General features: G+C 40.1%; 20 protein-coding genes and 1 pseudogene. 11 read left to right on the top strand and 10 right to left on the bottom strand.

Annotated elements, in window-relative coordinates; translation table 11 throughout:
- Window positions 1-181: 181 nt before the first annotated feature.
- From BLW31_RS12475 to BLW31_RS12445, 7 genes are all read left to right on the top strand, one after another.
- Window positions 182-769 (top strand): DUF3575 domain-containing protein, encoded by a 588-nt coding sequence (locus tag BLW31_RS12475; RefSeq protein WP_010538710.1) that lies wholly within the window; start codon window positions 182-184, stop codon window positions 767-769.
- Between the two features lie 24 nt (window positions 770-793).
- Entirely contained in the window at window positions 794-2,248 is a 1,455-nt protein-coding gene (locus BLW31_RS12470) for a DUF3868 domain-containing protein (RefSeq protein ID WP_022301826.1), read from the top strand.
- 153 nt (window positions 2,249-2,401) lie between these two features.
- A complete protein-coding gene (locus tag BLW31_RS12465; protein WP_010538712.1) occupies window positions 2,402-3,901 on the top strand; it encodes an L-lactate permease in 1,500 nt (499 codons plus the stop codon).
- A 296-nt stretch (window positions 3,902-4,197) separates the two neighbouring features.
- Window positions 4,198-4,692, top strand: a complete 495-nt coding sequence (gene trxA / locus BLW31_RS12460; protein ID WP_029425622.1) for a thioredoxin — start codon at window positions 4,198-4,200, stop codon at window positions 4,690-4,692.
- Between the two features lie 223 nt (window positions 4,693-4,915).
- Window positions 4,916-5,584, top strand: coding sequence for a DUF1349 domain-containing protein (locus BLW31_RS12455; protein WP_029425623.1), 669 nt, complete (start codon window positions 4,916-4,918; stop codon window positions 5,582-5,584).
- Between the two features lie 35 nt (window positions 5,585-5,619).
- Window positions 5,620-6,057 carry a glycosyltransferase gene (locus BLW31_RS12450; RefSeq protein WP_022301825.1) on the top strand — a complete coding sequence of 146 codons (438 nt, stop codon included), beginning with the start codon at window positions 5,620-5,622 and terminating at the stop codon, window positions 6,055-6,057.
- A gap of 111 nt (window positions 6,058-6,168) precedes the next feature.
- Window positions 6,169-6,462 carry a YidH family protein gene (locus BLW31_RS12445; protein WP_022301824.1) on the top strand — a complete coding sequence of 98 codons (294 nt, stop codon included), beginning with the start codon at window positions 6,169-6,171 and terminating at the stop codon, window positions 6,460-6,462.
- 36 nt (window positions 6,463-6,498) lie between these two features.
- Here BLW31_RS12445 and BLW31_RS12440 read toward each other — a convergent pair whose 3' ends face one another.
- From BLW31_RS12440 to BLW31_RS12420, 5 genes and pseudogenes are all read right to left on the bottom strand, one after another.
- The gene (locus BLW31_RS12440; RefSeq protein ID WP_022301823.1) at window positions 6,499-7,218 is read right to left on the bottom strand and encodes a LytR/AlgR family response regulator transcription factor; all 720 of its coding nucleotides are present in this window, start codon (window positions 7,216-7,218) and stop codon (window positions 6,499-6,501) included.
- On the bottom strand, window positions 7,215-8,264 hold the full coding sequence (locus tag BLW31_RS12435) for a sensor histidine kinase (RefSeq protein WP_371491451.1): 1,050 nt from the start codon (window positions 8,262-8,264) through the stop codon (window positions 7,215-7,217). Before BLW31_RS12435 ends, BLW31_RS12440 begins: the two co-directional genes overlap by 4 nt.
- Before the next feature lie 53 nt (window positions 8,265-8,317).
- Window positions 8,318-9,397: a sensor histidine kinase gene (locus BLW31_RS12430; protein ID WP_029425624.1), complete on the bottom strand. Its 1,080-nt coding sequence runs from the start codon at window positions 9,395-9,397 to the stop codon at window positions 8,318-8,320.
- A gap of 56 nt (window positions 9,398-9,453) precedes the next feature.
- Window positions 9,454-11,930: pseudogene (locus tag BLW31_RS12425) on the bottom strand (carboxypeptidase-like regulatory domain-containing protein).
- A gap of 774 nt (window positions 11,931-12,704) precedes the next feature.
- Window positions 12,705-13,295 carry a sugar O-acetyltransferase gene (locus BLW31_RS12420; RefSeq protein ID WP_010538720.1) on the bottom strand — a complete coding sequence of 197 codons (591 nt, stop codon included), beginning with the start codon at window positions 13,293-13,295 and terminating at the stop codon, window positions 12,705-12,707.
- A 133-nt stretch (window positions 13,296-13,428) separates the two neighbouring features.
- On the opposite strand from BLW31_RS12420, the gene BLW31_RS12415 reads away from it, so the two are divergent.
- The gene (locus tag BLW31_RS12415) at window positions 13,429-13,884 is read left to right on the top strand and encodes a GNAT family N-acetyltransferase (RefSeq protein ID WP_010538721.1); all 456 of its coding nucleotides are present in this window, start codon (window positions 13,429-13,431) and stop codon (window positions 13,882-13,884) included.
- A gap of 50 nt (window positions 13,885-13,934) precedes the next feature.
- Here the strand turns inward: BLW31_RS12415 and BLW31_RS12410 are convergent, their stop codons facing one another.
- Window positions 13,935-14,717 carry a hypothetical protein gene (locus tag BLW31_RS12410; RefSeq protein WP_118036840.1) on the bottom strand — a complete coding sequence of 261 codons (783 nt, stop codon included), beginning with the start codon at window positions 14,715-14,717 and terminating at the stop codon, window positions 13,935-13,937.
- A gap of 367 nt (window positions 14,718-15,084) precedes the next feature.
- Between BLW31_RS12410 and BLW31_RS12405 the strand changes: the two genes are divergently transcribed.
- Window positions 15,085-16,110, top strand: coding sequence for an AI-2E family transporter (locus tag BLW31_RS12405; RefSeq protein ID WP_010538723.1), 1,026 nt, complete (start codon window positions 15,085-15,087; stop codon window positions 16,108-16,110).
- 56 nt (window positions 16,111-16,166) lie between these two features.
- Window positions 16,167-17,339, top strand: coding sequence for a glycosyltransferase (locus BLW31_RS12400; RefSeq protein ID WP_010538724.1), 1,173 nt, complete (start codon window positions 16,167-16,169; stop codon window positions 17,337-17,339).
- 13 nt (window positions 17,340-17,352) lie between these two features.
- Here the strand turns inward: BLW31_RS12400 and rimI are convergent, their stop codons facing one another.
- The 4 genes from rimI to BLW31_RS12380 form a co-directional block, all read right to left on the bottom strand.
- The gene (gene rimI / locus BLW31_RS12395) at window positions 17,353-17,805 is read right to left on the bottom strand and encodes a ribosomal protein S18-alanine N-acetyltransferase (RefSeq protein ID WP_010538725.1); all 453 of its coding nucleotides are present in this window, start codon (window positions 17,803-17,805) and stop codon (window positions 17,353-17,355) included.
- 2 nt (window positions 17,806-17,807) lie between these two features.
- A complete protein-coding gene (locus BLW31_RS12390) occupies window positions 17,808-19,274 on the bottom strand; it encodes a RimK family ATP-grasp domain-containing protein (RefSeq protein WP_010538726.1) in 1,467 nt (488 codons plus the stop codon).
- A gap of 130 nt (window positions 19,275-19,404) precedes the next feature.
- A complete protein-coding gene (locus tag BLW31_RS12385) occupies window positions 19,405-20,649 on the bottom strand; it encodes an ABC transporter permease (protein ID WP_010538727.1) in 1,245 nt (414 codons plus the stop codon).
- 156 nt (window positions 20,650-20,805) lie between these two features.
- A complete protein-coding gene (locus tag BLW31_RS12380; RefSeq protein ID WP_010538728.1) occupies window positions 20,806-22,005 on the bottom strand; it encodes a pyridoxal phosphate-dependent aminotransferase in 1,200 nt (399 codons plus the stop codon).
- 180 nt (window positions 22,006-22,185) lie between these two features.
- On the opposite strand from BLW31_RS12380, the gene BLW31_RS12375 reads away from it, so the two are divergent.
- Entirely contained in the window at window positions 22,186-23,421 is a 1,236-nt protein-coding gene (locus BLW31_RS12375) for a fucose isomerase (protein WP_010538729.1), read from the top strand.
- Window positions 23,422-23,552: the final 131 nt, after the last annotated feature.

The following is a 23,552-nucleotide window of genomic DNA, read 5'->3' as shown; positions in this document are numbered from 1 at the left end:
ATTACACAAAGGTCTTTTTATATAGTAAACGTATCATTTGCTGAATTTGTTAGCATTTATGCCCTTAAACATCTTTATGGCGGATGCGGCTTATTATTATTTTTTTCGGGTTTCCACAACAAAGTCACACAATCATGTGTTTATCGCATATCATTTTAATAAAACCTAGACCCTAACAAAAATGAGAACAATTAAATTTTTATTAGCAGCCGGTTTCCTGCTCGTATTGGGTACAAGCGTGCATGCCCAAGTACAACGGAATGAAACCTATCTACCCAAATTCGCCATCAAGACTAATGCCCTTTATTGGGCAACCACCACTCCTAATCTGGGATTCGAAGTCGGGCTGGCAAAGAAAATCACTCTTGATGTATCCGGTAACTATAATCCGTGGAAATTTGGCGACGACCGCCAGATCAAACACTGGCTCGTTCAACCGGAATTGCGCTACTGGCTCTGCGAACGTTTCAACGGAAGCTTCTTCGGCCTGCACGGACATTATGGAGAAATGAATGTCAGCAATCTGAATATATTCGGAATGGGACATGACCGTTATGACGGCAGTCTGTATGGAGTCGGTATCTCTTACGGATACCAATGGATTATCAGTAAACGCTGGAGCATGGAAGCAACCATCGGCGTTGGCTACGCCCGCCTGAAATATGATAAATATGCCCGTGGAGACGGAGGTGAAAAACTCGGGCACAATAGCCGCAATTATTTCGGTCCGACCAAAATCGGCCTCAGTTTCATTTATGTCATCAAATAATCGAACTTTATAAAACTTACAATGATGAAAAGAAAATTTATCTATCTATTTATAGCTCTTGCAGCCACCATACTTCCGGCTCATGCACAGAAATTTCTGAATGATGCGCTCACGCTTTCGAATGTATCTTTATGGCAACAAGGAAACTCTCTTTATGTCGGCATGACGGTTGATATGAAAGACCTGACTATAGGCTCGGCACGCAGTTTAAGCCTTATCCCTCTACTGACGGACGGACAGCATAATGTTCCGCTTCAAGAAATTATTGTCAATGGGAAAAGACGTGAAAAAGCATACATCCGTGGATTGGCAATCAGCAAAGAGGAACCTACCGCTATCATTGTTCCTTATAACAAAAGAGAAACATTTAATTATACGCAAGTCATACCTTACCAACCGTGGATGGCAAACGCTTCTTTACAACTTGTTGAGAATCTATGCGGATGCGGCAATTATCAGGAAATGAATGCACAGGAACTGATAACCAATGACGTATCAACCGAAGCCAAACGATTGAGTGCCATGTCGCCTATTGTGGCTTATATTCAGCCTACAATAGAGGTGGTAAAAAACCGTAGCGAACAATATGAAGCGCATCTGGATTTCCCTGTCAATAAATCTGTTATCCTTACTGACTTCATGAACAACCACTCCGAACTGGTGAACATTCATTCTATGTTTGACAAAATTCAGAATGACAAGAATCTGACTGTACAAAGTATCAGCATTGAAGGATTTGCTTCTCCCGAAGGACCACTGGCCTTCAACGAACAGCTATCCAAAAAACGTGCGGAAGCTCTGAAAGATTATCTCGTTAAGAAGGAAAAGGCACCCGCCAAACTGTATAAGGTGACTTTTGGCGGTGAAAACTGGGATGGACTGGTGAAAGCACTCGAATCTTCTTCTATGAAGGATAAAGAAACATTCCTGAATATTATCAAAAATACTACGAACGATGTGAAACGCAAACAGGAAATCATGAAAGTAGGCGGGGGAGCTCCTTATCGCACCATGCTGAAAGAAATTTATCCGGGATTGCGTAAAGTGAATTGCAAGATTGACTATACAGTAGTTAACTTCGATGTAGAACAAGGACGTATCATCATCCGGGAAAATCCGAAATATCTGAGTCTGAATGAGATGTACCAGGTCGCCAATAGTTATCCGAAAGGCAGCAAAGACTTTGTAGATGTATTTGATATTGCTGTACGCATGTATCCGACCGATGCAGTAGCCAATCTGAATGCAGCAGCTGTCGCCCTTTCACAGAAAGATATCAATACCGCATTAAAATATATGGAAAAAGCAGACCATACCACTGCTGAGTTCCTCAACAATACGGGAGTGTATAATTTCTTAAATGGAGACATCCAACGTGCTATGGCAGCATTCGAACAAGCTGCCAAACTAGGAAATGAAGCTGCCCTAGCCAATTTAAAGCAGTTGCAACAAATCATGAATATGAAAATGAGCAAGTAGCAAAAGAGTTCGCATTAAAAACAAATAAAAAACGGGTTGTCTGGTCGACAATCCGTTTTTTGTATAAAATGATTAGTCATTCATCCATCAAAACCGCATTTTGTTTTGTTATATAGATATTCACCAGGAGTTGACTATTTAAAATTTAGAATTATGACACTAATCCTTGCTATTATTCCGGTATTGCTATTGATTGTATTGATGGCGTTCTTCAAAATGTCCGGAGACAAAAGTAGTATTATCTCGTTAATTGTAACTATGTTAATCGCTCTTTTCGGCTTTGCTTTTTCCGTAGATAACCTGTTTTATTCCTTTTTATATGGAGCGCTAAAAGCAGTCTCTCCTATTTTAATCATTATCCTGATGGCTATTTTCAGTTACAACGTATTGCTGAAAACAGAAAAAATGGAGATCATCAAACAGCAGTTCACTTCTATCTCTACAGACAAAAGCATTCAGGTGTTATTACTGACATGGGGATTCGGAGGATTACTGGAGGCGATGGCAGGATTCGGAACGGCGGTTGCCATCCCGGCAGCGATTCTTATCAGTCTGGGATTTAAGCCGATATTCTCGGCTACAGTCAGCCTGATAGCCAACAGCGTAGCAACAGCTTTCGGAGCAATCGGAACTCCGGTATTAGTATTGGCAAAGGAAACAAATCTGGACGTACTGCATCTTAGTACCAATGTCGTATTGCAATTATCAGTACTTATGTTCCTTATTCCTTTAGTTTTGCTTTTCCTCACTAATCCTAAATTAAAGGCTCTTCCTAAGAATATATTTCTGGCTTTATTAGTCGGAGGTGTTTCTCTGGCCGGACAATATCTGGCTGCCAGATACATGGGAGCAGAGTCACCTGCCATCATCGGAAGTATTCTTTCGATCATTGTCATTGTCCTCTATGGGAAGCTGACTGCGTCCAAAGAAGAAAAAGAACGAAAAAGTACGCTGAGAACCAAAGACATACTCAATGCATGGAGCATCTATTTACTGATTTTATTCCTGATTATCCTCACCAGTCCGCTTTTCCCGGAATTGAGAAGTACATTAGAAAATAACTGGATTACAAGAATCAGCTTGCCTATCAATGCTTCCACTGTGAACTATACTATCTCTTGGCTGACTCATGCAGGTGTACTACTTTTCCTTGGTACTTTTATCGGCGGCTTAATACAGGGAGCGAAAGTTAAAGAACTGTTCATTGTACTTTGGAATACCGTAAAACAATTGAAGAAAACCTTCATTACAGTAATTTGTCTCGTCGGGTTATCCACCATTATGGATGCTTCGGGAATGATTGCTATTATTGCTTCAGCGTTGGCTACCGCCACCGGAAGTTTGTATCCGCTGTTTGCTCCGGTCATCGGATGTTTAGGAACCTTTATCACGGGAAGTGATACATCATCCAACATCCTTTTCGGAAAATTACAGGCCAGTGTCGCCGGACAGATCCATGTCAGTCCGGACTGGTTATCAGCTGCAAATACAGTAGGTGCTACAGGTGGTAAAATTATTTCTCCGCAAAGTATTGCTATCGCAACTTCTGCCGGAAACCAACAAGGAAAGGAAGGAGAAATTCTAAAAGCCGCTATCCCGTATGCACTGGCTTATGTGGTAATTACCGGAATTATCGTTTATATCTTCAGTTAATCTCCTGAAAATGAGAACAGAATTATAGTGACGCTATCCTGTTGATATAGTGACGCTATCCTATATACATAGTGACGCTATAACAACAGGATAGCGTCACCATGTTTGAATGCCCTATTTTAGAGCGACCAAAACAATGCTAATTTTCATCCCTTCCAAAGAATAAAAGACAAATTTTAGCGTTCAGTAACTGTCTGTGGGAAATTTAGCCAAGTGTTCCAGCCAAATTGCCATTTCTCAAGTGCTACAATCACCCTATCTTTGCATCAGAAATAACAAATAGAAAGAAAAAGAATATGAAACTAATAAAAAACTTAATGAGTGCTTTCGCTATTGTACTGGCAAGCACAGCTTGCGCAGGAAACAGCGGAGAAAATAAAAAGAGTAACGAACCAACAAAGGAGGAAAATAAAATGGAAGTAGTATCATTAAATAAAGCCGATTTCTTGAAGAAAGTATATAACTATGAAGCCAACCCGAAAGAGTGGAAGTTTGAAGGAAGCAGACCTGCAATCGTTGATTTTTACGCAACCTGGTGCGGTCCGTGTAAAGCACTTCACCCCGTTCTCGAAGAACTTAGCAAGGAGTACAGTGGTAAAGTAGATATCTATCAGATCGATGTAGATAAAGAAAAGGAATTGGCTGCCGCATTCGGCATCCGCAGTATTCCAACCCTGCTGATGATCCCTATGAAGGAAGAGCCGAGAATTTCACAAGGAGCGCTGCCGAAAGACCAACTAAAAAAAGCAATTGACGAATTTCTTTTAAAACAGAACAACGAAGCTAAATAAACTAACTTCAACTTTTTTCTTGATAAGTAGTTGCCCTCTATTAGTACTTTAAGGTTAATAGAGGGCTAATTGTATATAAACCACTCTTATGTTTTCCGATATGGTATCAGATTGAAGAACAACAGATATATCTGACAGAAAAAAGGTAATATTGTGTCTATCAAAGCGATACAAGATTCGAATATTTTACATACATTTGTTCAGGAATCAATATAATACATTTATGAAATCGATTATTACCTCCATCTTTGTCTTGCTTTTAGCTGTTTCCACATCAGCACAGAAACCGCTTCCAACAGAGCAGATTTCCACTATTCCACATAACTTACTAATACACAATCAGCCTGTTGATTACAAAATAAAAGGAAACTCAATCAGTATGACCGCCAGCAGGAAGACTAACCTTTTCAATAGTCCTTCCGGCAAGCCCAAAGTGGTAAATGCTCCGCTTATACTCTTTGAACCGGAAGCGAATTTCACTATTAGTGCCAAAGTAACAGGCAAACTAAAAGCTGTTTATGATGTGGCGGCACTTGTTGTCTATCAGGATGACGAGACTTGGGCCAAGTTCTGTTACGAGAACTCTGTCAATCTTATGCCGACAATTGTATCTGTTGTGACTCGTACGTTTTCAGATGACTGTAATTCAATGCCAACCGGTGACTATGCGTATATGGCAATCGTAAAGAGAGGCTCTGAGTACTCATTTTTTTATTCCCCGGACAATAAAAACTGGTCTATGGTACGAAACTTCAACCTCAATACTACTGGTAAGATTAAAGTAGGGTTTGCTGTACACGGATCGCGTGGGAACGGATTTACCGGGGATTTTAGTGAAATAAAATATCTGCCGAGAGCACTTGATGATATGAGGACATTGTCAGAAGAATAAAAAATGATATACCCAAAATTTAAGCTAATCATAAAATGAAAACCAAACGCACAAGAAGTTCCTTTCGTTCGATGAGTTCGAAGATACACACGTTAGCAAACGAGAAAGACGTTTTCCTACTGACACATACGATTCCCCATAGTCTGAGATTTCCCCACTGCGATGCGGTGATGCATCACGGAGGGGCAGGCACAACACATAGTGTAGCTCGCACCGGCAAACCACAGGTGATCATGCCGCTTATCATCGACCAGCCTTATTGGACCTATCGTGTACAGCAATTAAAGATAGGACCGGAACGAATTAAAATAGGTAAAGATTCCGACAGGGAATTAAAAGAAAAGATATACGATTTAGTGGCTAATCCTGTATATAAAAAGAATGCAGGAGAGTTAGGCGAAAAGATTCGTTCCGAACAATCTACAGACAATTTTTGTGACTTTATAGAATCAATAGTGTCTGAAAATCAATAGCCGGTAAAAAAAATGCTTCACAAACTATTTATACCTATTTTCCGTTATAATAATAAAAGAGTTGCTATTCTCGGAAATATCCGAAGGAAAATAAAAAAACAGTATCATTTTATGCAGGAATCTACCGACAAATTCAAGAATGAGGAGTTAATACTCCGCGATTATCTGGCTATTGAAAGAACAAAGTTGGCCAATGTACGAACCTTGTTCTCTTATATCCGTACTTCACTCTATCTTCTTACTGCCGGAATCGGAATATTTCAGATCGAAAGTATATCCCGTCTGGACGGTCTCGCATGGGTATGTGTCGCAACCGGAGTTATCTTGTTCATTCTGGGCTTCATCCGTTATTTTCAAATGGGTAAACAATTGAAGGGGTATGTAAAACAGTCCCATTGTGATTAGGATACCTGGTTGCAGTGTAAAACATCACATGAAATATCACCATCTTTGTTGCTTCATCACGAAGCCTTCAAAGAAATCATCCCGATAACTATTTCCAATTGCAATCTCGTACGATTTGATAAATATATCATTGTTATCAAACGAATTGATATGGGCTGTATTGACTATATACGACTTATTGACCCGTAAAAAAGACTCCTTCGGTAATAAATCAAAAACGGCTTTCAGACTCATACGGGTAATGATACGTTGTTCGCCTAATTGCAAGATCACATAATCTTTCAATCCTTCGACAAAGAGGATATCAGAGAAGTTGACTTTGAAATACCTGCGTTCCGCCTTTACAAAGAAATATTCGGCAGCCGCAATCGTTTCAATCGCTTCCTTTTCCTCTTGCAACAATAAGGAATGATAAGACTGCGCTTTCTCAATCGCTTTCTGAAAGCGTTCCGCCTCCACCGGCTTTATCAGATAATCAATCGCATCCACCTCATAACTATCTAATGCGTATTCTGTATAAGCGGTAGTGAAGATTACCAATGTTCGTTTGGAGATAGTTCGGGCAAACTCAATTCCCGTAATACCCGGCATCTGAATATCCAGAAATACAAGGTCTACTACATGCTGCTCCATAAAGTCAGAAGCTGTGGCAGCACTATTAAAGCTTCCCACCAACTGAAGACATTCCGCCTCCTCTATCAGTAATTTCATTGCCTCACGTGCCAATGGTTCATCATCTACAATAATACAATTCATAGCGTTATACATAAAATTACAATATACCGATTTTCATTCTCTATCTGTTCCAGTTCATAACGATCGGGATATAACAGCCCCAATCTACGCTGAATATTTGCCAGCCCAATACCTCCTACCTTGTTACTGACAGCAACCGCCGGCGTGGAATTTTCACAACGAAATTCCAACCGGTTTTCTTCTACCTTAAAAGAAAGATGTACGGACGAAGGATGCTCACTATCAAAACTATGTTTCACCGCATTCTCCACAAACGGAATAAACAATAACGGCTGAATCCAAATGGAGTCAATGTCTCCCTCCTGCTCCACTGTAAACTGAAAATGATCCCTACGTATTTTTTCCAGATTCAGATAGTCATTCAGAAAACGAATATCCGAAGCTAAAGAGACCCTTTCGCGCGAACTGTCATTAATCTGATACCGCAGTAAATCTTCCAGCTTAAAAAGAACTTTGGAAGCCTCTTCCGGATTCCTCTTAATCAGCACATTGGCATTATTCAGCATATTGAACAGGAAATGCGGGTTTATCTGATTTTTAAGGAACTTCAGTTCAGATTGCAAAGTGGTAGATTCAAGTTTATCAATACGCAGATTATAACGCAGCCAATGAGTGAACAATGAAATTGCCGCCGAACCTGCGGTAACAAACCCCATAGTAAGTATGCCCGAAAAGGCATTGATGAAAGTAGCAAATCCATCGGGGTTCCTGACAGGCAAAATAACCTCAAAAAGCAATCCTTGCGTAACTGAAAGAAAAGTGATTACCACCAGATTGGTGATGATAGCTGCCAAAACATAACTACCCAAACGATTCTTTAATAGAAAACGGGGAACCAGCACGTGCAGGTTCGTATAAATCACCGCATCCATAGACAAGAAATATGCCAGACACCCTCCCAAGCGTCGCCAAAAAGAGACAGTCTGCAAAGGCTCGTACCAAAAGACATTGATGGTAATCAGCAAAACAACCAGTTGCAACAGGATATGCCTGTATATTCTGTAATGAGAGCTTATCAGAAAAGCGGTCACACCTCTGTCATCCATAGTTCCATCATACGGATTTCTATCAACCGTACTTCTATCTTCTATATTTATTATCATTGTTCACCTCCATTCAATTCCAGTCTTATACATTCAGTAGTTAACAACAATCCGTAACGGTCACCATACAATAAGTCCAGCCTTTGCCTGATTCGTTCCAGCCCTCTGTCTTCAGAGAGATTAAGTTGCGGACACATGCAAATGAATACAATCATGCCTTTTTCAACTTTCAGATGAATACTCAGAGAAACAGGAAGAACGATCTGCTGTTCGTGCATCAGCTTCATAATATGCTGTACGAAAGGAATAAAAAGCAAAGGTGGAACCAACATCCGGTTTACCTCCCCTTCCGAAATAAATTGATAGCTGAATTGCGGCTGGGAACTCTGTTCCAATGTCAGATAATTTGTAAGGAAAGCAACTTCACCGCTAAGTAATACTTTGTGCCTGCTGCAATCGTATAACTGATAACGTAGTAACTGGCTCAATTTCATCAACATCTTCGAAGCCTTTTCCGGTTCAGTCAATGTCAGTTCTCCCGAATGATGCAAAGTTTTGAAAAGAAGTTCGGGACTGACCTGCTCTTTCAGCTGCTCTACTTCAGAAAGTACATGTGCCTTTTCCATCTGTGAAACACGTCGGTTTTCTATCATCCATTCTTTCAGGAGCACAGTCATCGTTCCCCCTATCATACAAAGCGTTGACAGCATAAAAGAAGATATGTAGTCCATCAGCATGGGAACCGAGAAATACGATCCCCGTGCGTGAAGCTGTGGCCAATAGGAATAAGCCAGATATTCTATAATCATCTGTATCAACAGTGCAACGATCATTGCCACAGACAATAATGATAAATACACCATATAATGCCTTTTCAACAAATATCTTGGGAATAACCAAAAAAGATTCAGGCAGATAACACCCACATAAGTAAGCAAGTATATAAAAGTGAACACATAAATCCATCCCCCCAATATATCCCGGTAGTCCATAAAAATGATGAACACCTGATTGAAAGAGATAGTGCCCAGCACCATGACAAGTATCAGATACCGTATCCATCGAAATTCAGGACTAACAAGTAATCTATATAAAATCGCAGATTTGTTGCCTGCTGTAGCTGTTTCAGTTGCCATATGCTTCATTGGGTACGAAGATAAAACTTTTTCCTTCAAGATTTCTATCCGGATATCTAAAATTCAAGTTTATAGCTCACATTCGTCAGAACCGTGGAACCGTCAGTTGCATCTATTTTTCCGGTTTTCACATTATATTCATGTCCGTAGTGCTCTTTCGTAGCCATGAAATTCAATCCTTTTACAGCAAATTCATGAGATACTTTCTTCTTATTGATACGGTAGCTGACAGTATAATTACCGATAAACATGGGTGAATATTGTTTGGAGAATGCTCTCGTTTCGTCATATTGCACTTCCTTGTCCGGGTGTTTCAGGGTCGCTTCTACATCAATCGGGGAATACCGGTCCCCTCCCTGTAATGTCAGTTTCAGATTGACACTAAGGATATTCTCCCTGTTTCGCCCCAACATCCATTCCTTGCCGATAAGTCCATTGATGACGTAGTTCCGGTTAAACTTCGTATCATACCACACACCGTCTCCACCACGGTAACGAGAGTCAAACAACGAACCGGAAACCATATAATAGAGTCCTTTCTCCAGAAAACGTTCGAGAGTAATGTCAATTCCAATATTGCGGCCTCTCCCCTTATTGATAAGGGCATCCTCTACGTAAAAATCAGAGCGATTGAGCACAGAATAGGAACTGTCCGCCATCAAAGGTACATCATGCAGAAACTGTACATAGGGTTCTATTTTCAGATTCATGCGGTCTGTAATTTTGTAGCTGAAAGATAACATGATATGCTGTGCTTTGGTAAAATCCAGATTCTTGTTAACAGATTGACTTCCTGTATTTTTTGTTTTTACAAAGTAGACGTCCATTTTCTCCATCCGACTGTACATTCCGTAAGCTAAGGCAAAAGTAGCTTTCGGGCTAGCTTGCCATTTCAAACCGGCACGGGGTTCAACCGACCATTTATTATTCAATGTCAAATATTGCCCGTAGATGCCGGCATTGAGAGTCCAACGGTCACTCAAACCGACAGAAGAACTATTGTAGACAGAAAGCAGACTTGTATTGCCGTCCCCCTGAGATACGGTTTCCAGTACCTGGGCTTCGTAAGGCGCTATAGAAAGATTCATATCATAGAACATAGCGGTATATGTAAAGCCTGTTTTATTAGTAAACCGGTTGCTGAACTTACGATTATAGGTACTGGTTACTATGAGGTTGGTGTGCTTCGATTCAAGATCCATGTAAGGAGTCGATTCCAAAGCGTGATTGAACATGGAAGCGCCTCCGTCCAGTTGTGAATAGGTAGCGGCAACGGTGGTTTTCAGCGATGCGTCACTATTGAAGAAATAACGGTGGCTGATACCCCCAGCCGCCATATACTGTTTGTCACGCGACTCACTACGGTCACCCAAATATTCCCATTTCTCCGGATTTCTTTCCATGTCACTCTTAAATTTGTCTATCAAGCTGGTTCCCCATACTGAGAAAGTTCCGGCTTTCTGCGTAGGAAAGTTAGTTTGAAATTCAAATCCTGATAATCCATCGTTCCACCGTCAAGATTCAGTAGCCCTGTGGTAGAGTAACGGTAATTGAAGATATACGATGCTTTATGTTTCTTACTCAAAGGACCCTCAGAAGCAACATCAATTCCCATAATCCCTACTTGAATCGTGTTTTCATTCTTTTGATTATTACCATTTCGTAGCTTCATATCAAATACACCGGACACAGCATTTCCATATTCCGCCGGAAAAGCTCCGGTAAAGAAATCAGAATTACCGAGTACCTGTGAACTAAGAGAAGAAAGAATTCCTCCACCCAATGTGGCAATATCCGCGAAATGATTCGGATTCGGGATTTCTACATCTTCCAGTCGCCATTGTAAAAGATGGGGTGCATTACCATGAATAGAGATGCCATTGGAAGAAACACTGGGTGCTACTCCGGCAAAAGCAGAAACTAAGCGTGCCGGATCATCAAAACCACCTGCATAACGGCTCGCTTCTTCCACACTTAACATACGTGCCCCAGTGGTCGCCATCTTATTCATCGCTTCCTCTTTGTTCGTTCGGGCACGAACTACGACTTCACTCAGTTCGTTTACACTTTCCTTCAGAGGGATTTCCAGATAGACTTCTTTGGCGGAAGTTACCAGTATTTCTCTAAAAAGTCCCGGTTCATACCCCATAAATGCTGCTTCTATCGTATGTCTCCCGACAGGAACCTGCGGAATAATGAAACGTCCCAAACTATCGGTTGTCGTCCCCATCCCTGCTTTATCAGACAATCTCACTGTCGCATACGGTATAGGGTATTTTGAGTCTCCATCCACTACCATTCCACGAATGGTCTGTACCGGACGGCCTTTCCGTTCCGATGTTTGCCCCAAAACAGTAACTGATACAAATAAGGCAATCAATAATAATATCCATCCCCCATAGCGATACAGTTTCCGTGTGAGTTCTTCGCAAAGAACTTTTTCAAAAGTTTTAAGTACTATCCCACATTCATCTGCCGGAATACCTGAACGGGTTGCTATTTCCCCCAATAACATAGTTTTATTCATCTTCATGACTTATTTTGTTTTTTATTTCGACACGAAGATAAGGGATACAGTATTGCCTGTTTTTCAAATGAGACGAACACGCCTCGTTTGTAGACAAGATATAGGATTGATAAGATAAATATGCCTTCCCCTCTAAATGTTCTAAATTTAATATAATAACAACAGGAGGTTACTCTAAAAATAATGAACTACAGGATATGCTGCATAAATTAATGTAATAATATACAGAAAAGCGAGCCCACACTGCATAATACTACGTGAAATATGCATCTATTCTTGTTCATATAACACTCGTTGGTTTTAAAGGAACACCTTGTTCCTTTAAAACCAACACTTCGTTCCTCACCGAGGAACCTATTTTTTCTTGATGAGAAAGTTATAAAAAGGCTATTTTAGCTTATTTTTTCTCTAGTTTGTCATAGATATCGAGAAATCAAAACGTGACATAAGAAACAAAATCGAATGATTAATCTTTCCAAATAACAGGCATCAACAGAAAATGATTACTATTTATTCAATTATCTCTTCCAATGACATAAAGAAGAAAATCCACACTTACAAATCATTGAGATATTCTATTCCCCTTAGTGAACGTAATGGAATCATGGTCTTTAGAACTCGTGTAAATATCCACTTTTTAAGAAAGGTCATTTTTTCAGTAGCTGCGGAGCAATCCTCACTTTACCCATAATATTCTACTTGTTCTGTTCTTTTTTTTGATTTGAGGTGTGGCTATTCGACAAATGGGAACGGATTGATTGTAAATAATGGCAATCAACATCAAGGTAAAAAACCCGTTTTATCTTTCTCGGTTATTTCCCGGATTACTTTACAGGGAACTCCTGCAGCGATTACATTCTCCGGAATATTCTTTGTGATTACACTACCTGCACCGATTACAGAATTTTTCCCGATCGTAACACCACCCATAATATGAACTCCGGCACCTATCCATACATTATCTTCAATTACAATCGGATAAGCATAGCATCCCCCCATAACACGTTCTTGCGGATCGAGCGCATGATTTGCCGTATATAGACCAACGCGTGGTCCTAATAATACATTATCACCTATCGTAATGAGATTTCCATCCAACATAATACAATCAAAGTTGGCAAAGAAATTGTTTCCAATACTGATATTGAATCCGAACTCGCACCGGAAATGCGGCTCAAAATGAACACCATTACCGACATGTTTCAATAGTTTACGTAATAATGCCTCCCGAACTTCTTTAGGTCTTCCATAAGTGGAATTATAATCATTAGTCAAAAAGACAGCCCGTTCTCTTCTTTGAACCAATTCTATAGACAAGTCATTATACATTTCCCCTGAATGCATTCTTTCACACAATTCTTTATTTTCCATATATCACGATATTTTTTAATGCAGTATGTATTGCAAATATATGGAATTAGCCGGATTAAAGAAACAGCAGTTGATTTTCAAAAATAATTTTATAACTTTGGCGATATTGAATCCTTGTAATTTTATATAAAGCATGAATATCATTTCTCTTAAAGACTCACCTCAATATTTAGAAAAAGCTATTGCCTATTTCCAAAGTAAATGGGCTAATGAAAACACGAAAATGGTGTATGACGATTGTTTCAGACATTCTCTAAAAGCCGAAAATCCCATACCTCAATGGTATCTTCTTATGAATGGTGATGAAATTGTAGGGTGTGCAGGACTTGTTAGCAATGATTTTAATTCTCGTATGGATTTATATCCTTGGTTCGTTTCCTTATTCATTGAGGAAAAGTACAGAGGAAATAACTATGCCAGTCTTTTAATAGAACGGGCAAAGAAAGATACACAAAAAATCGGTTTTTCAAAATTATACTTAAGTACCAGTCATACTTCGTATTACGAACGATTAGGCTTCACCTATATCGGAGATTGTTGGCATCCTTGGGGAGAAAGTTCTCGTGTATATGAAATCATTCTAAAATAATCAGATAGAAACAATAACAGATTTCATAGAAATAAACCGAAAAGACTAGATTACTTTATAATCTCTAAGTCTTCAACCCGTACATATCCAACAGTTTCGTCAGATTCTGTTATAAGAGTATATCTCACTTTGCACCAATCACCTTTAATATCATCAATAACAACGCGTCTGCCAAAGTATGCACCTGCCATATTATCATCTTTATTTATCAATCTCCCATTGGGTGAAATATAAGCACGATTGGTACAAAGAAAAGCCCGATCACCAATCTTTATAGGCAAAAAGGTAACAGATTTACAATTTTCAGGCATTTTCAAATCAGACTTATATACATTCGCCAAGTTTTCCGTAGTCATATTAATCCAAATATGAAATCCTTCTCTGAAGTCAAGTTCCGAAAAAGAATGATTTATATGAATTTGTGAATTGCATGAATACAGTTTCCCATATTTTTCAGAAGTGCTCGCATAAACAGCATATAAGATATTACCCTGTTCATCATAATAAACGACATTATTAAGGTCACCCCCATCCGAGTACCATTTGATAGTCTTGCGTACCCTTCCTTTTTCATCATAATATAAAGTCGCAAAACTTGTGACCTGCCTATAGTCTATATCAGCTACCACATCTGAGTGATCACACATACTCGGAGCAGCAAACTCCAGATACATATATTTACCTAAACTATCGACAGGTACAAGATACGCTATCCGTAACGGCATCTTATTAATAGCTTCAACTTGACTTGTACATTCCGGATAAGTATTTGTCTGTGCAAAGGCTGATATTGCCACAACAGAGAGTAACAGAGTTAATAGGATTGTTCTCATTATATTCATTCAAGTTTTAAGTCCCTCAAATATACAAAAAAAGGCATAAAAAAAGGCTATCTATCCCAGACAGCCAATCTTTTTGTTAACCTTAAATCTAATACTATGAAAAACACACTACAAAGATACGGACTTTCCGCATATCTCCAAATTTCCGGAGCAGAGCGGAGCATCTTATAACATGGTTTAATAAAAGCAGCAGATTCGTTAACATTTAACATAATTCATTTGGATATTAACTAATGCCTGACAGAATCTGAAATACCGTCAGCCCAAAGAACACTTGTCTATCTTAAACCTCACACCGGATATCCAAACCTTTTTCATAGTTCTTTTGTTTATAAAGTAGAATAACTAAATACACGATATGAGCATCAAAGAACAATACTGGAAATATTCCCTCATCGTCATCATACTATTTATGGGAATCATCATCTTCCGTCAAATCACCCCTTTTCTAGGGGGATTGTTGGGAGCACTCACTATTTATATTCTAGTACGTAAACAAATGGCACACCTGACAGAAAGATGGAAAATAAAACGCAGTGTTGCCGCATTACTGATCACAGCAGAAACGGTTATGGTATTTTTGGTACCACTTGGATTAACCGTCTGGCTATTGGTAAGCAAACTTCAAGATATCAATCTGGACCCTCAAACATTCATCGCTCCTATGCAGCAAGTGGCAGAGTTTATCAAAGAAAAAACCGGTTACGATGTATTAGGGAAAGATACCATATCATTCATTGTCTCCATCCTTCCCCGCATCGGACAGATCATTATGGAAAGCATCAGCAGCCTTGCCATCAATCTGTTTGTCATGGTATTCGTACTATACTTTATGCTGATAGGAGGAAAAAAAATGGAGGCTTATGTGAATGATATTTTGCCATTTAATGAAGCAAACACACAGGAAGTTATTCATGAGATTAACATGATTGTACGTTCCAACGCTATCGGCATCCCGCTATTAGCAATCATCCAAGGAGGAGTAGCCATGATAGGATATCTCATCTTCGGAGCACCGAACATATTAATTCTGGGATTTCTTACCTGCTTTGCCACCATCATTCCGATGGTAGGAACTGCCCTGATATGGTTTCCCGTAGCCGCTTATCTTGCTGTAACCGGAGACTGGTTCAATGCTATCGGACTCGCTGCCTACGGAGCAATAGTCGTATCACAATCTGATAACCTGATCCGATTTATTCTGCAAAAGAAAATGGCCGATACCCATCCACTGATTACCATATTCGGAGTTGTAATTGGCTTGCCGCTATTCGGTTTTATGGGAGTTATCTTTGGTCCGTTACTACTCTCACTATTCTTTCTCTTTGTTGACATGTTCAAGAAAGAATATCTGGATTTACGAAATAACCTTCCTTCGAGATGACGGAGCTACCAAAAAAATGCGTACTTTTGCAGTCGTAAAAACGACACTTTAATTCAATGGAAGCATTTACATTCAACACTGTTGAACTGATTCTTTTATCAGCGGCAGGTATTCTTTTTATCATTCAGCTCATTTATTATTTCGGCTTGTATAATCGAATACATATCCGCAATAAAGCTGTACGCAAAGAAGAAGTGCATTTCACACAGGAAATGCCTCCACTTTCCGTAATACTTTGTGCACGAAATGAAGCTGATAACTTACGTAAAATCTTACCTTCCATTCTCGAACAAGACTATCCGCAGTTCGAAGTGATTGTTATCAACGATGCTTCTACAGATGAAACAGAGGATGTATTGGGATTTATGGAAGAGAAATACCCTCATCTCTACCATAGCTTTACTCCTGACAGTGCACGCTATATCAGCCACAAGAAACTAGCCTTAACGCTAGGTATCAAAGCCAGTAAACATGACTGGTTAGTATTTACAGAAACAAATTGTATGCCTGCCAGTCGACAATGGCTTAAACTAATGGCACGCAATTTCACTTCACAGACTCAAATAGTGCTGGGATATAGCGGTTACGACCGGACCAAAGGATGGCTACACAAACGGGTGGCTTTTGACACTTTATTCCAATCCCTGCGTTATTTGTGTTTTGCACTGGCAGGAAAGCCATATATGGGTATCGGACGTAACATGGCTTATCGGAAAGAATTATTCTTCCAAAGAAAAGGTTACTCCACTTACCTGAATCTGCAACGCGGAGAAGATGATCTGTTCATCAACCAGATAGCGACTCCATCAAACACACGGGTAGAAACGGATATCAATGCAACCATGCGGATACAACCTGTATATAACTACAAAGAATGGAAGGAAGAAAAGATTAGCTACATGGCTACCGCACGCTATTATCGCGGCATACAACGCTATTTATCAGGATTTGAAACTTTCTCCCGTTTACTGTTTTACGCTGTCTGTATAGCGGGTATTGTAATCGGTATCCTCCATTTACACTGGCTGTCTGCCGGAATTGCATTATTGATATGGATATTCCGTTATATTGTACAGGCAGTCGTCATCAATCAAACAGCCAAAGAAATGGGCGGAGGCAGAAAATATTATTTCTCTCTGCCGGTATTCGATATTCTCCAACCCATCCAGTCACTTAGATTTAAACTCTACCGTTCTTTCCGGAGAAAAGGAGATTTTATGAGAAGATAAGCAATCATATAGATTACAGGGTTCGCTGCATATAAATCGCATCCGAACCATCATGATAATAGGCTGGCTTTACTCCCACGGGAATAAAGCCATTTTTCATATATAGCCTGATAGCAGGAGTATTTGTAACTTTCACTTCGAGTGTAATCTTTGCCGCCTTACAGTCATGAGCTGTAGCAATCGTCTGTTCCATCAGTAACTGCCCCAGTTTCCGACCTCTGAAATCCGGATGGACAGCTATCGAATATATTCTCAGATAGCGAGTTCCCGCATGAAGCAACAACGAGATATAAGCTATAATCTGCTCTTGCTCTACCACCACATAAAAGGTTCCTTTTGAACGACCGATCAGATAGGCAAACTGTTCCCGCGAGAAACTATCTTCCCGGAAACATTCCTGCTCTATTTCCAGAATAGCAGGAATATCCCTCAAATTTGCTTTGCGAAGGTGTACGGTCTGTTCCATCACTAATAATGTTTCATATCCAAAGCCTGCTCAAAGTGATTCAGCAGACGATAATACATTTCGTCACCGATAATCGCATCTTCCAATTCATGGTCAATACTCGGATTATCATTGATTTCAATAACGTAAGCCTTATCATCCACCATTTTCAAGTCTACTCCATACAAACCTTTTCCTATGAGATTGGCAGCTTTTATCGCTGTATCCAATACCACACGTGGTACTTGATAGATAGGAATCGTATCCACTAATCCACAGCGGCTCCTTCCCGAATCATAATGGCAATAAATCTGCCAATGTCCTTTTGCCATGTAGTACTTGCAGGCATACAAAGGTACTCCATTCAACAAACCAACACGCCAATCAAACTCCGTAGGCGTAAACGCCTGTGCCAATAAGATAGCCGACTTCTCGAAAAGGACTTCAAGGCTGGTTTTCAGCTCTTCTTCATTGGATACTTTTTTCATCCCAATGGAATAAGAACCGTCCGGTATCTTCAAAATGAAAGGAGCACCTACCTGCTCGCTTATCTGTTCGAACGAATTTTTATTGGACTGGAAAATCAATGTAGACTTCGGTGCCGAAATCTTTTCTTTCTCAAAAAGTTCTTTCAGATAAACCTTATTCGTACACCGGATAATAGACAACGGATCATCAATAACTACCATTCCATTTTGTGCAGCCAACTGCGACAAATGGAATGTATAGTGATTCAGTGATGTCGTCGTACGGATAAACAGCGCATCAAACTCCAGCAAGCGCATAGCATCATCTTCCGTAATCATTTCAACATGAATATTCATCTTCTTGGCTACTTCGGACAGCTTATGCAAAGCCCCTTTGTTACTAGGCGGAAATTTTTCTTTCGGATCAATGAGTACTGCCAAACTATATCTGGGAACTTTTGTCGACTTAGGCGCACGCCATATCTTCTTATTAAAATTATCGAGTGTATTAGCAAAGAAGTCCTGTTCCTCATCATCCAACCGGTTCAAAGGCAAAAACTGAACACTTTCAATCTGATTCTTAGGATGAGTATTCAGGGCAACTTTCAGTAATGGACAGGGATAATTCTCGAAAATAAAACGGGCTACTCTTTCCAACCCTTTCTCACGGCATTTCCCGAAATAGATATTCAGATACCAGATATCACTTTTGATCCCATTCTTCTGAATCCACTGATAACACAATGCCTGCAGGCTACGATCCATACGGATCCCTGTCCCTGTCTCCAGTTTATTGATGATATCAACATCGGGAATCACCCGTTGTCCTCTCGTTTGGGCAAGCAACGAACAATAATACCCTTCGGAATTATAGCTGTAATCATTGCTAAGATTAATAACTAACTTCCGGTCTTTTTCAACCGGCTTGTTCTTCAGATAGTCGGAAACAGTCAGGATACTTTTTGTCTCACAATACGGTTTCCAGTCATCCGGATTATCCAACAGAATTAACACATTATTCATAATGGTTAAAAATTAAACCTACAAGAGGATATTAAGTAAATTGGGCGCAAATATAGACATATTATTCACTCTACATCACGTAAGAGTCTAAATTATTTTTGCAGCAAAAAAAGAAAAGAAAAAGAAGGGATTACTCGTATCGCATGGAACTTGCAGGATTGATCTTTGTTATTAGGAAAGAAGGGCCAATCAGCATCAGGACGGATGCCAGCAAAGTACCTGCATTAATCAAAAGGAAGAACCAAATATTGAAAGAAACCGATACTGTATCCACATAATAATTCTCCGGATCAAGTTTGAATATTCCAAATTGAGATTGAATAAAGCAGAATGCCAGTCCAATTACATTTCCCCAAAGCATTCCTTTACCAATAAGAAAGACTGCAAACCAAAGAAAAGTCTTGCGAATCGTAAAATTATCAGCTCCCAGAGCCTTTAATATTCCGATCATATTAGTTCGTTCTATGATAATAATCAGCAAACCGGAAATCATGGTAAAGCCAGCAACTCCAATCATCAGAAAAAGGATTACCCATACATTAAGATCAAGCAAATTCAACCATTCAAATATTTGAGGATTCAGTTGTTCTATGTTGCGTACATAATATATACCGCCAAACTCATCCCGCTGGTTGTCAGTGTCAACTGCTATTTCATAAGTTATATCTTCCAGCTTATCATAGTTATGCACCTGCAACTCTACTCCACTCACCTGCTCCGGCTGCCAGCCATTCAGGCGATTTACTAAATAAAGGTCCGTCAATAAAAAGAGGTTATCATATTCGGAAAAATTGGTCTGATAAATACCTGCAATCGTCAAACGTCGGGCACGAATATTATCCTGGATATAATAGGTATATATCTTATCCCCCAGCTTCAACTTCATTTTGGTAGCCAATGCCTTGGAGATAAGTACCTGATTACTGGAAACCGAATCGCTGAACACAGGAATCTCTCCTTCCACCAGATACTCTTGCATAAAACCAGGATCAAACTCCGGTCCGACACCTTTCAAGACCATTCCTTGAAAAGCATCATCCGTTTTTATCATCCCCGGCTTTGTGGAATAACGTTGCACATGGCTTACTTCGGGATAGCTGGAAAGAGCAGTCATCATGCTGTCGCCTACCGCTATCGGATGAGTCTCATAAGAATTAACCGCATCCAGGTTCGCTATCTGAATGTGTGACCCGAATCCGATCACTTTATTCCTTACCTCACTTTTAAACCCTATAACTACTGCCACCGCAATAATCATAACAGCCAGCCCGATAGCAATACCGGCCATAGCAATGAGGACCGCAGGACGTGAAACCTGCTTTCCACCATCGCTTTCGCGATAAATACGACGAGCTATAAAAAGAGATAACGACAATTCTTTTAAATATTAAGTAATAGGTATTAAGTATTAGCCGCAGCTTATTTAGAGATTAGGGATTAAGTATTTATTAAGCATTAAGACATTACCTTATAATACATCATACGCCAATCAGCGTCTACGGTTAATACTTAATACTTATTAATCTATTCCTTATTCCGTTCTTCCCGGATACGCTTCCAAAGCCTTCTGCAAAATAAAAAGCGCACGGTTCAAATCTTCTTTCTTCAATACGTAGGCGATACGGACTTCATTGATACCTGAGCCCGGGGTAGTATAAAAACCAGAAGCCGGAGCCATAAATACAGTTTGCCCTTCATATTCAAAATCAGAAAGACACCAGGCACAGAACTTATCCGAATCATCTACAGGAAGTTTGGCTACAGTATAGAAAGCCCCCATCGGAATTGGAGAATAAACACCCGGAATACGGTTCAATCCGTCAATCAGGCATTTACGACGTTCCACGTATTCATCATACGTCTCCCGTGAATATTCTTCCGGAGCATCCAGAGAGGCCTCAGCAGCTATCTGTCCGATTAAAGGAGGACTCAAACGAGCCTGACAGAACTTCATAACAGCATCACGTATCTCTTTGTTCTTGGTAATCAAAGCACCGATGCGAATACCACATTCGGAATAACGTTTTGAAACAGAATCGATCAGTACGACATTATTCTCAATACCTTCCAAATGGCAGGCAGAGATATAAGGGGAACCGGTATAAATAAATTCACGATATACTTCATCCGAAAAGAGGAAGAGGTCATACTTCTTCACCAAATCCCGAATCTGATTCATTTCACGACGGGTATACAGATATCCTGTCGGATTATTCGGGTTGCAAATCAGAATCGCTTTGGTACGTTCGTTGATCAATTCTTCGAATTTCTCCACTTTCGGCAGAGAAAACCCTTCTTCAATGGTCGTGGCAATCGTACGGATCTTTGCTCCAGCAGAAATGGCAAATGCCATATAATTGGCGTATGCAGGTTCCGGAACTATGATTTCATCACCCGGATTCAAACAGGAAAGGAAGGAGAAAAGTACCGCTTCCGAACCTCCTGATGTAATAATTATATCGTCAGCCGTCAGGTTGATGTTGAACTTTGCATAATATCCTACTAGTTTCTCGCGATAGCTACGGTTTCCGGCACTGGGGCTATATTCCAGTACTTTACGATCAATATTGCGTATCGCGTCAATCGCGGCCTGAGGAGTGGGCAGATCAGGCTGTCCGATATTCAGGTGAAACACATGGACTCCCCGTTGCTTGGCAGCGTCTGCCAATGGAGCCAGCTTTCTGATAGGAGATGCAGGCATCTCGTTTCCGCGAATGGATATGGTCGGCATAATTTTATTGACTATTTTACAATTTACTATTTACTATTTAACTTGGAGCTGCAAATGTACGCAATTATTTGAATACAGAGACATAAAAACTTTAAAAACCTTAGCAAGGTTAAAAACCTTATGGTAATTTGAAAAGAAAGCTATACATTTGTAATACAGAAAACTTAAAACAATATCATAATGACCATACACCTTATCGCATTCGCTTCAATACTACATAAACAAGCCTCGTTGCGTAGTTCACACGAAGCTATTTTGAGTGAGCTTGAAAAATATTATACTGTAAGGCTCATCGATTATCAAGATATGGATAAGCTGAACAGTGATGATTTCAAGATCATTTTTGTCGCTACCGGAGGAGTGGAAAGACTGGTTATCCAGCATTTCGAACGTCTGCCCCGACCTGCCATTTTGTTAGCAGACGGCATGCAGAACTCACTTGCTGCAGCACTGGAAATATCAACTTGGTTGCGGGGAAGGGGAATGAAGAGCGAAATTCTTCATGGTGAACTCCCGTCTATCGTTCAAAGGGTACATATACTTTATAACAATTTCCGGGCACAGCGTTCTTTGTTTGGTAAACGTATAGGCGTCATCGGTACTCCTTCTTCCTGGTTGGTTGCCAGTAATGTTGACTATCTTTTGGCTAAGCGCCGCTGGGGCATCGAATACATAGATATTCCACTGGAACGAGTCTATGAACATTTTCAACAAATTACAGATGAAGAAGTAGGTGCATCGTGTGCTGCCGTTGCTTCGCAAGCTCTTGCTTGTCGCGAGGGAAGTCCTGAAGATTTAATCAAGGCTATGCGATTATACCGGGCGATAAAGAAGATATGTAAAGAAGAAAAGCTGGAAGCACTGACTTTAAGTTGCTTCAAGTTGATCGAGCAGATAGACACTACCGGTTGCCTGGCATTATCCTTATTGAATGACGACGGAATAATGGCAGGATGTGAAGGAGACCTTCAATCCATCTTCACCCTTCTGGCTGTCAAAGCACTTACAACCAAAGAAGGTTTCATGGCAAATCCTTCTATGATCAATACCCGGACAAACGAACTGATATTAGCACATTGCACCGTAGGACTGCAACAAACGGAAAGATATATCATCCGTAATCATTTTGAGACGGAAAAAGGAATAGCCATACAAGGACTACTTCCCACCGGAGATGTAACGGTCATTAAATGTGGTGGTGAATGTCTGGATGAATATTATCTGTCTACAGGAACACTGACCGAAAATACCAATTATATTAATATGTGCCGTACACAGGTACGTATCCGGATGAATACCCCGGCAGAATATTTCTTGAAAAATCCGTTGGGCAACCATCACATCATGATTCATGGTAACTATGAAGATACATTGAATGAGTTCTTCATGGCAAATGCCTGCAAGCGGACAGAATAAACATTCTAAAAAACACTTTTAGGCTCATCATAAAATAAAGAGGTTGTGTCAAAACGCTGGCACAACCTTTTTTTATGCACAAAGCCCAGACTTTCACAAGCCCGGGCTTTGTTATTACCCAAAGTTTTTGT

Source organism: Bacteroides faecis MAJ27 (genome assembly GCF_900106755.1).
GTDB classification, from domain to species: Bacteria; Bacteroidota; Bacteroidia; order Bacteroidales; family Bacteroidaceae; genus Bacteroides; species Bacteroides faecis.
The sequence above is the reverse complement of the archived record's forward strand: the minus strand, read 5'-3'. Positions and strand labels throughout refer to the sequence as shown.

Bases quoted from the DNA above. Each gene is read 5' to 3' on its own strand.
- BLW31_RS12475 (WP_010538710.1), top strand. From the start codon at position 182: ATGAGAACAATTAAATTTTTATTAGCAGCCGGTTTCCTGCTCGTATTG.
- BLW31_RS12470 (WP_022301826.1), top strand. From the start codon at position 794: ATGAAAAGAAAATTTATCTATCTATTTATAGCTCTTGCAGCCACCATA.
- BLW31_RS12465 (WP_010538712.1), top strand. From the start codon at position 2,402: ATGACACTAATCCTTGCTATTATTCCGGTATTGCTATTGATTGTATTG.
- trxA (WP_029425622.1), top strand. From the start codon at position 4,198: ATGAAACTAATAAAAAACTTAATGAGTGCTTTCGCTATTGTACTGGCA.
- BLW31_RS12455 (WP_029425623.1), top strand. From the start codon at position 4,916: ATGAAATCGATTATTACCTCCATCTTTGTCTTGCTTTTAGCTGTTTCC.
- BLW31_RS12450 (WP_022301825.1), top strand. From the start codon at position 5,620: ATGAAAACCAAACGCACAAGAAGTTCCTTTCGTTCGATGAGTTCGAAG.
- BLW31_RS12445 (WP_022301824.1), top strand. From the start codon at position 6,169: ATGCAGGAATCTACCGACAAATTCAAGAATGAGGAGTTAATACTCCGC.
- BLW31_RS12440 (WP_022301823.1), bottom strand. From the start codon at position 7,218: ATGAATTGTATTATTGTAGATGATGAACCATTGGCACGTGAGGCAATG.
- BLW31_RS12435 (WP_371491451.1), bottom strand. From the start codon at position 8,264: ATGGATGACAGAGGTGTGACCGCTTTTCTGATAAGCTCTCATTACAGA.
- BLW31_RS12430 (WP_029425624.1), bottom strand. From the start codon at position 9,397: ATGGCAACTGAAACAGCTACAGCAGGCAACAAATCTGCGATTTTATAT.
- BLW31_RS12420 (WP_010538720.1), bottom strand. From the start codon at position 13,295: ATGGAAAATAAAGAATTGTGTGAAAGAATGCATTCAGGGGAAATGTAT.
- BLW31_RS12415 (WP_010538721.1), top strand. From the start codon at position 13,429: ATGAATATCATTTCTCTTAAAGACTCACCTCAATATTTAGAAAAAGCT.
- BLW31_RS12410 (WP_118036840.1), bottom strand. From the start codon at position 14,717: ATGAGAACAATCCTATTAACTCTGTTACTCTCTGTTGTGGCAATATCA.
- BLW31_RS12405 (WP_010538723.1), top strand. From the start codon at position 15,085: ATGAGCATCAAAGAACAATACTGGAAATATTCCCTCATCGTCATCATA.
- BLW31_RS12400 (WP_010538724.1), top strand. From the start codon at position 16,167: ATGGAAGCATTTACATTCAACACTGTTGAACTGATTCTTTTATCAGCG.
- rimI (WP_010538725.1), bottom strand. From the start codon at position 17,805: ATGGAACAGACCGTACACCTTCGCAAAGCAAATTTGAGGGATATTCCT.
- BLW31_RS12390 (WP_010538726.1), bottom strand. From the start codon at position 19,274: ATGAATAATGTGTTAATTCTGTTGGATAATCCGGATGACTGGAAACCG.
- BLW31_RS12380 (WP_010538728.1), bottom strand. From the start codon at position 22,005: ATGCCGACCATATCCATTCGCGGAAACGAGATGCCTGCATCTCCTATC.
- BLW31_RS12375 (WP_010538729.1), top strand. From the start codon at position 22,186: ATGACCATACACCTTATCGCATTCGCTTCAATACTACATAAACAAGCC.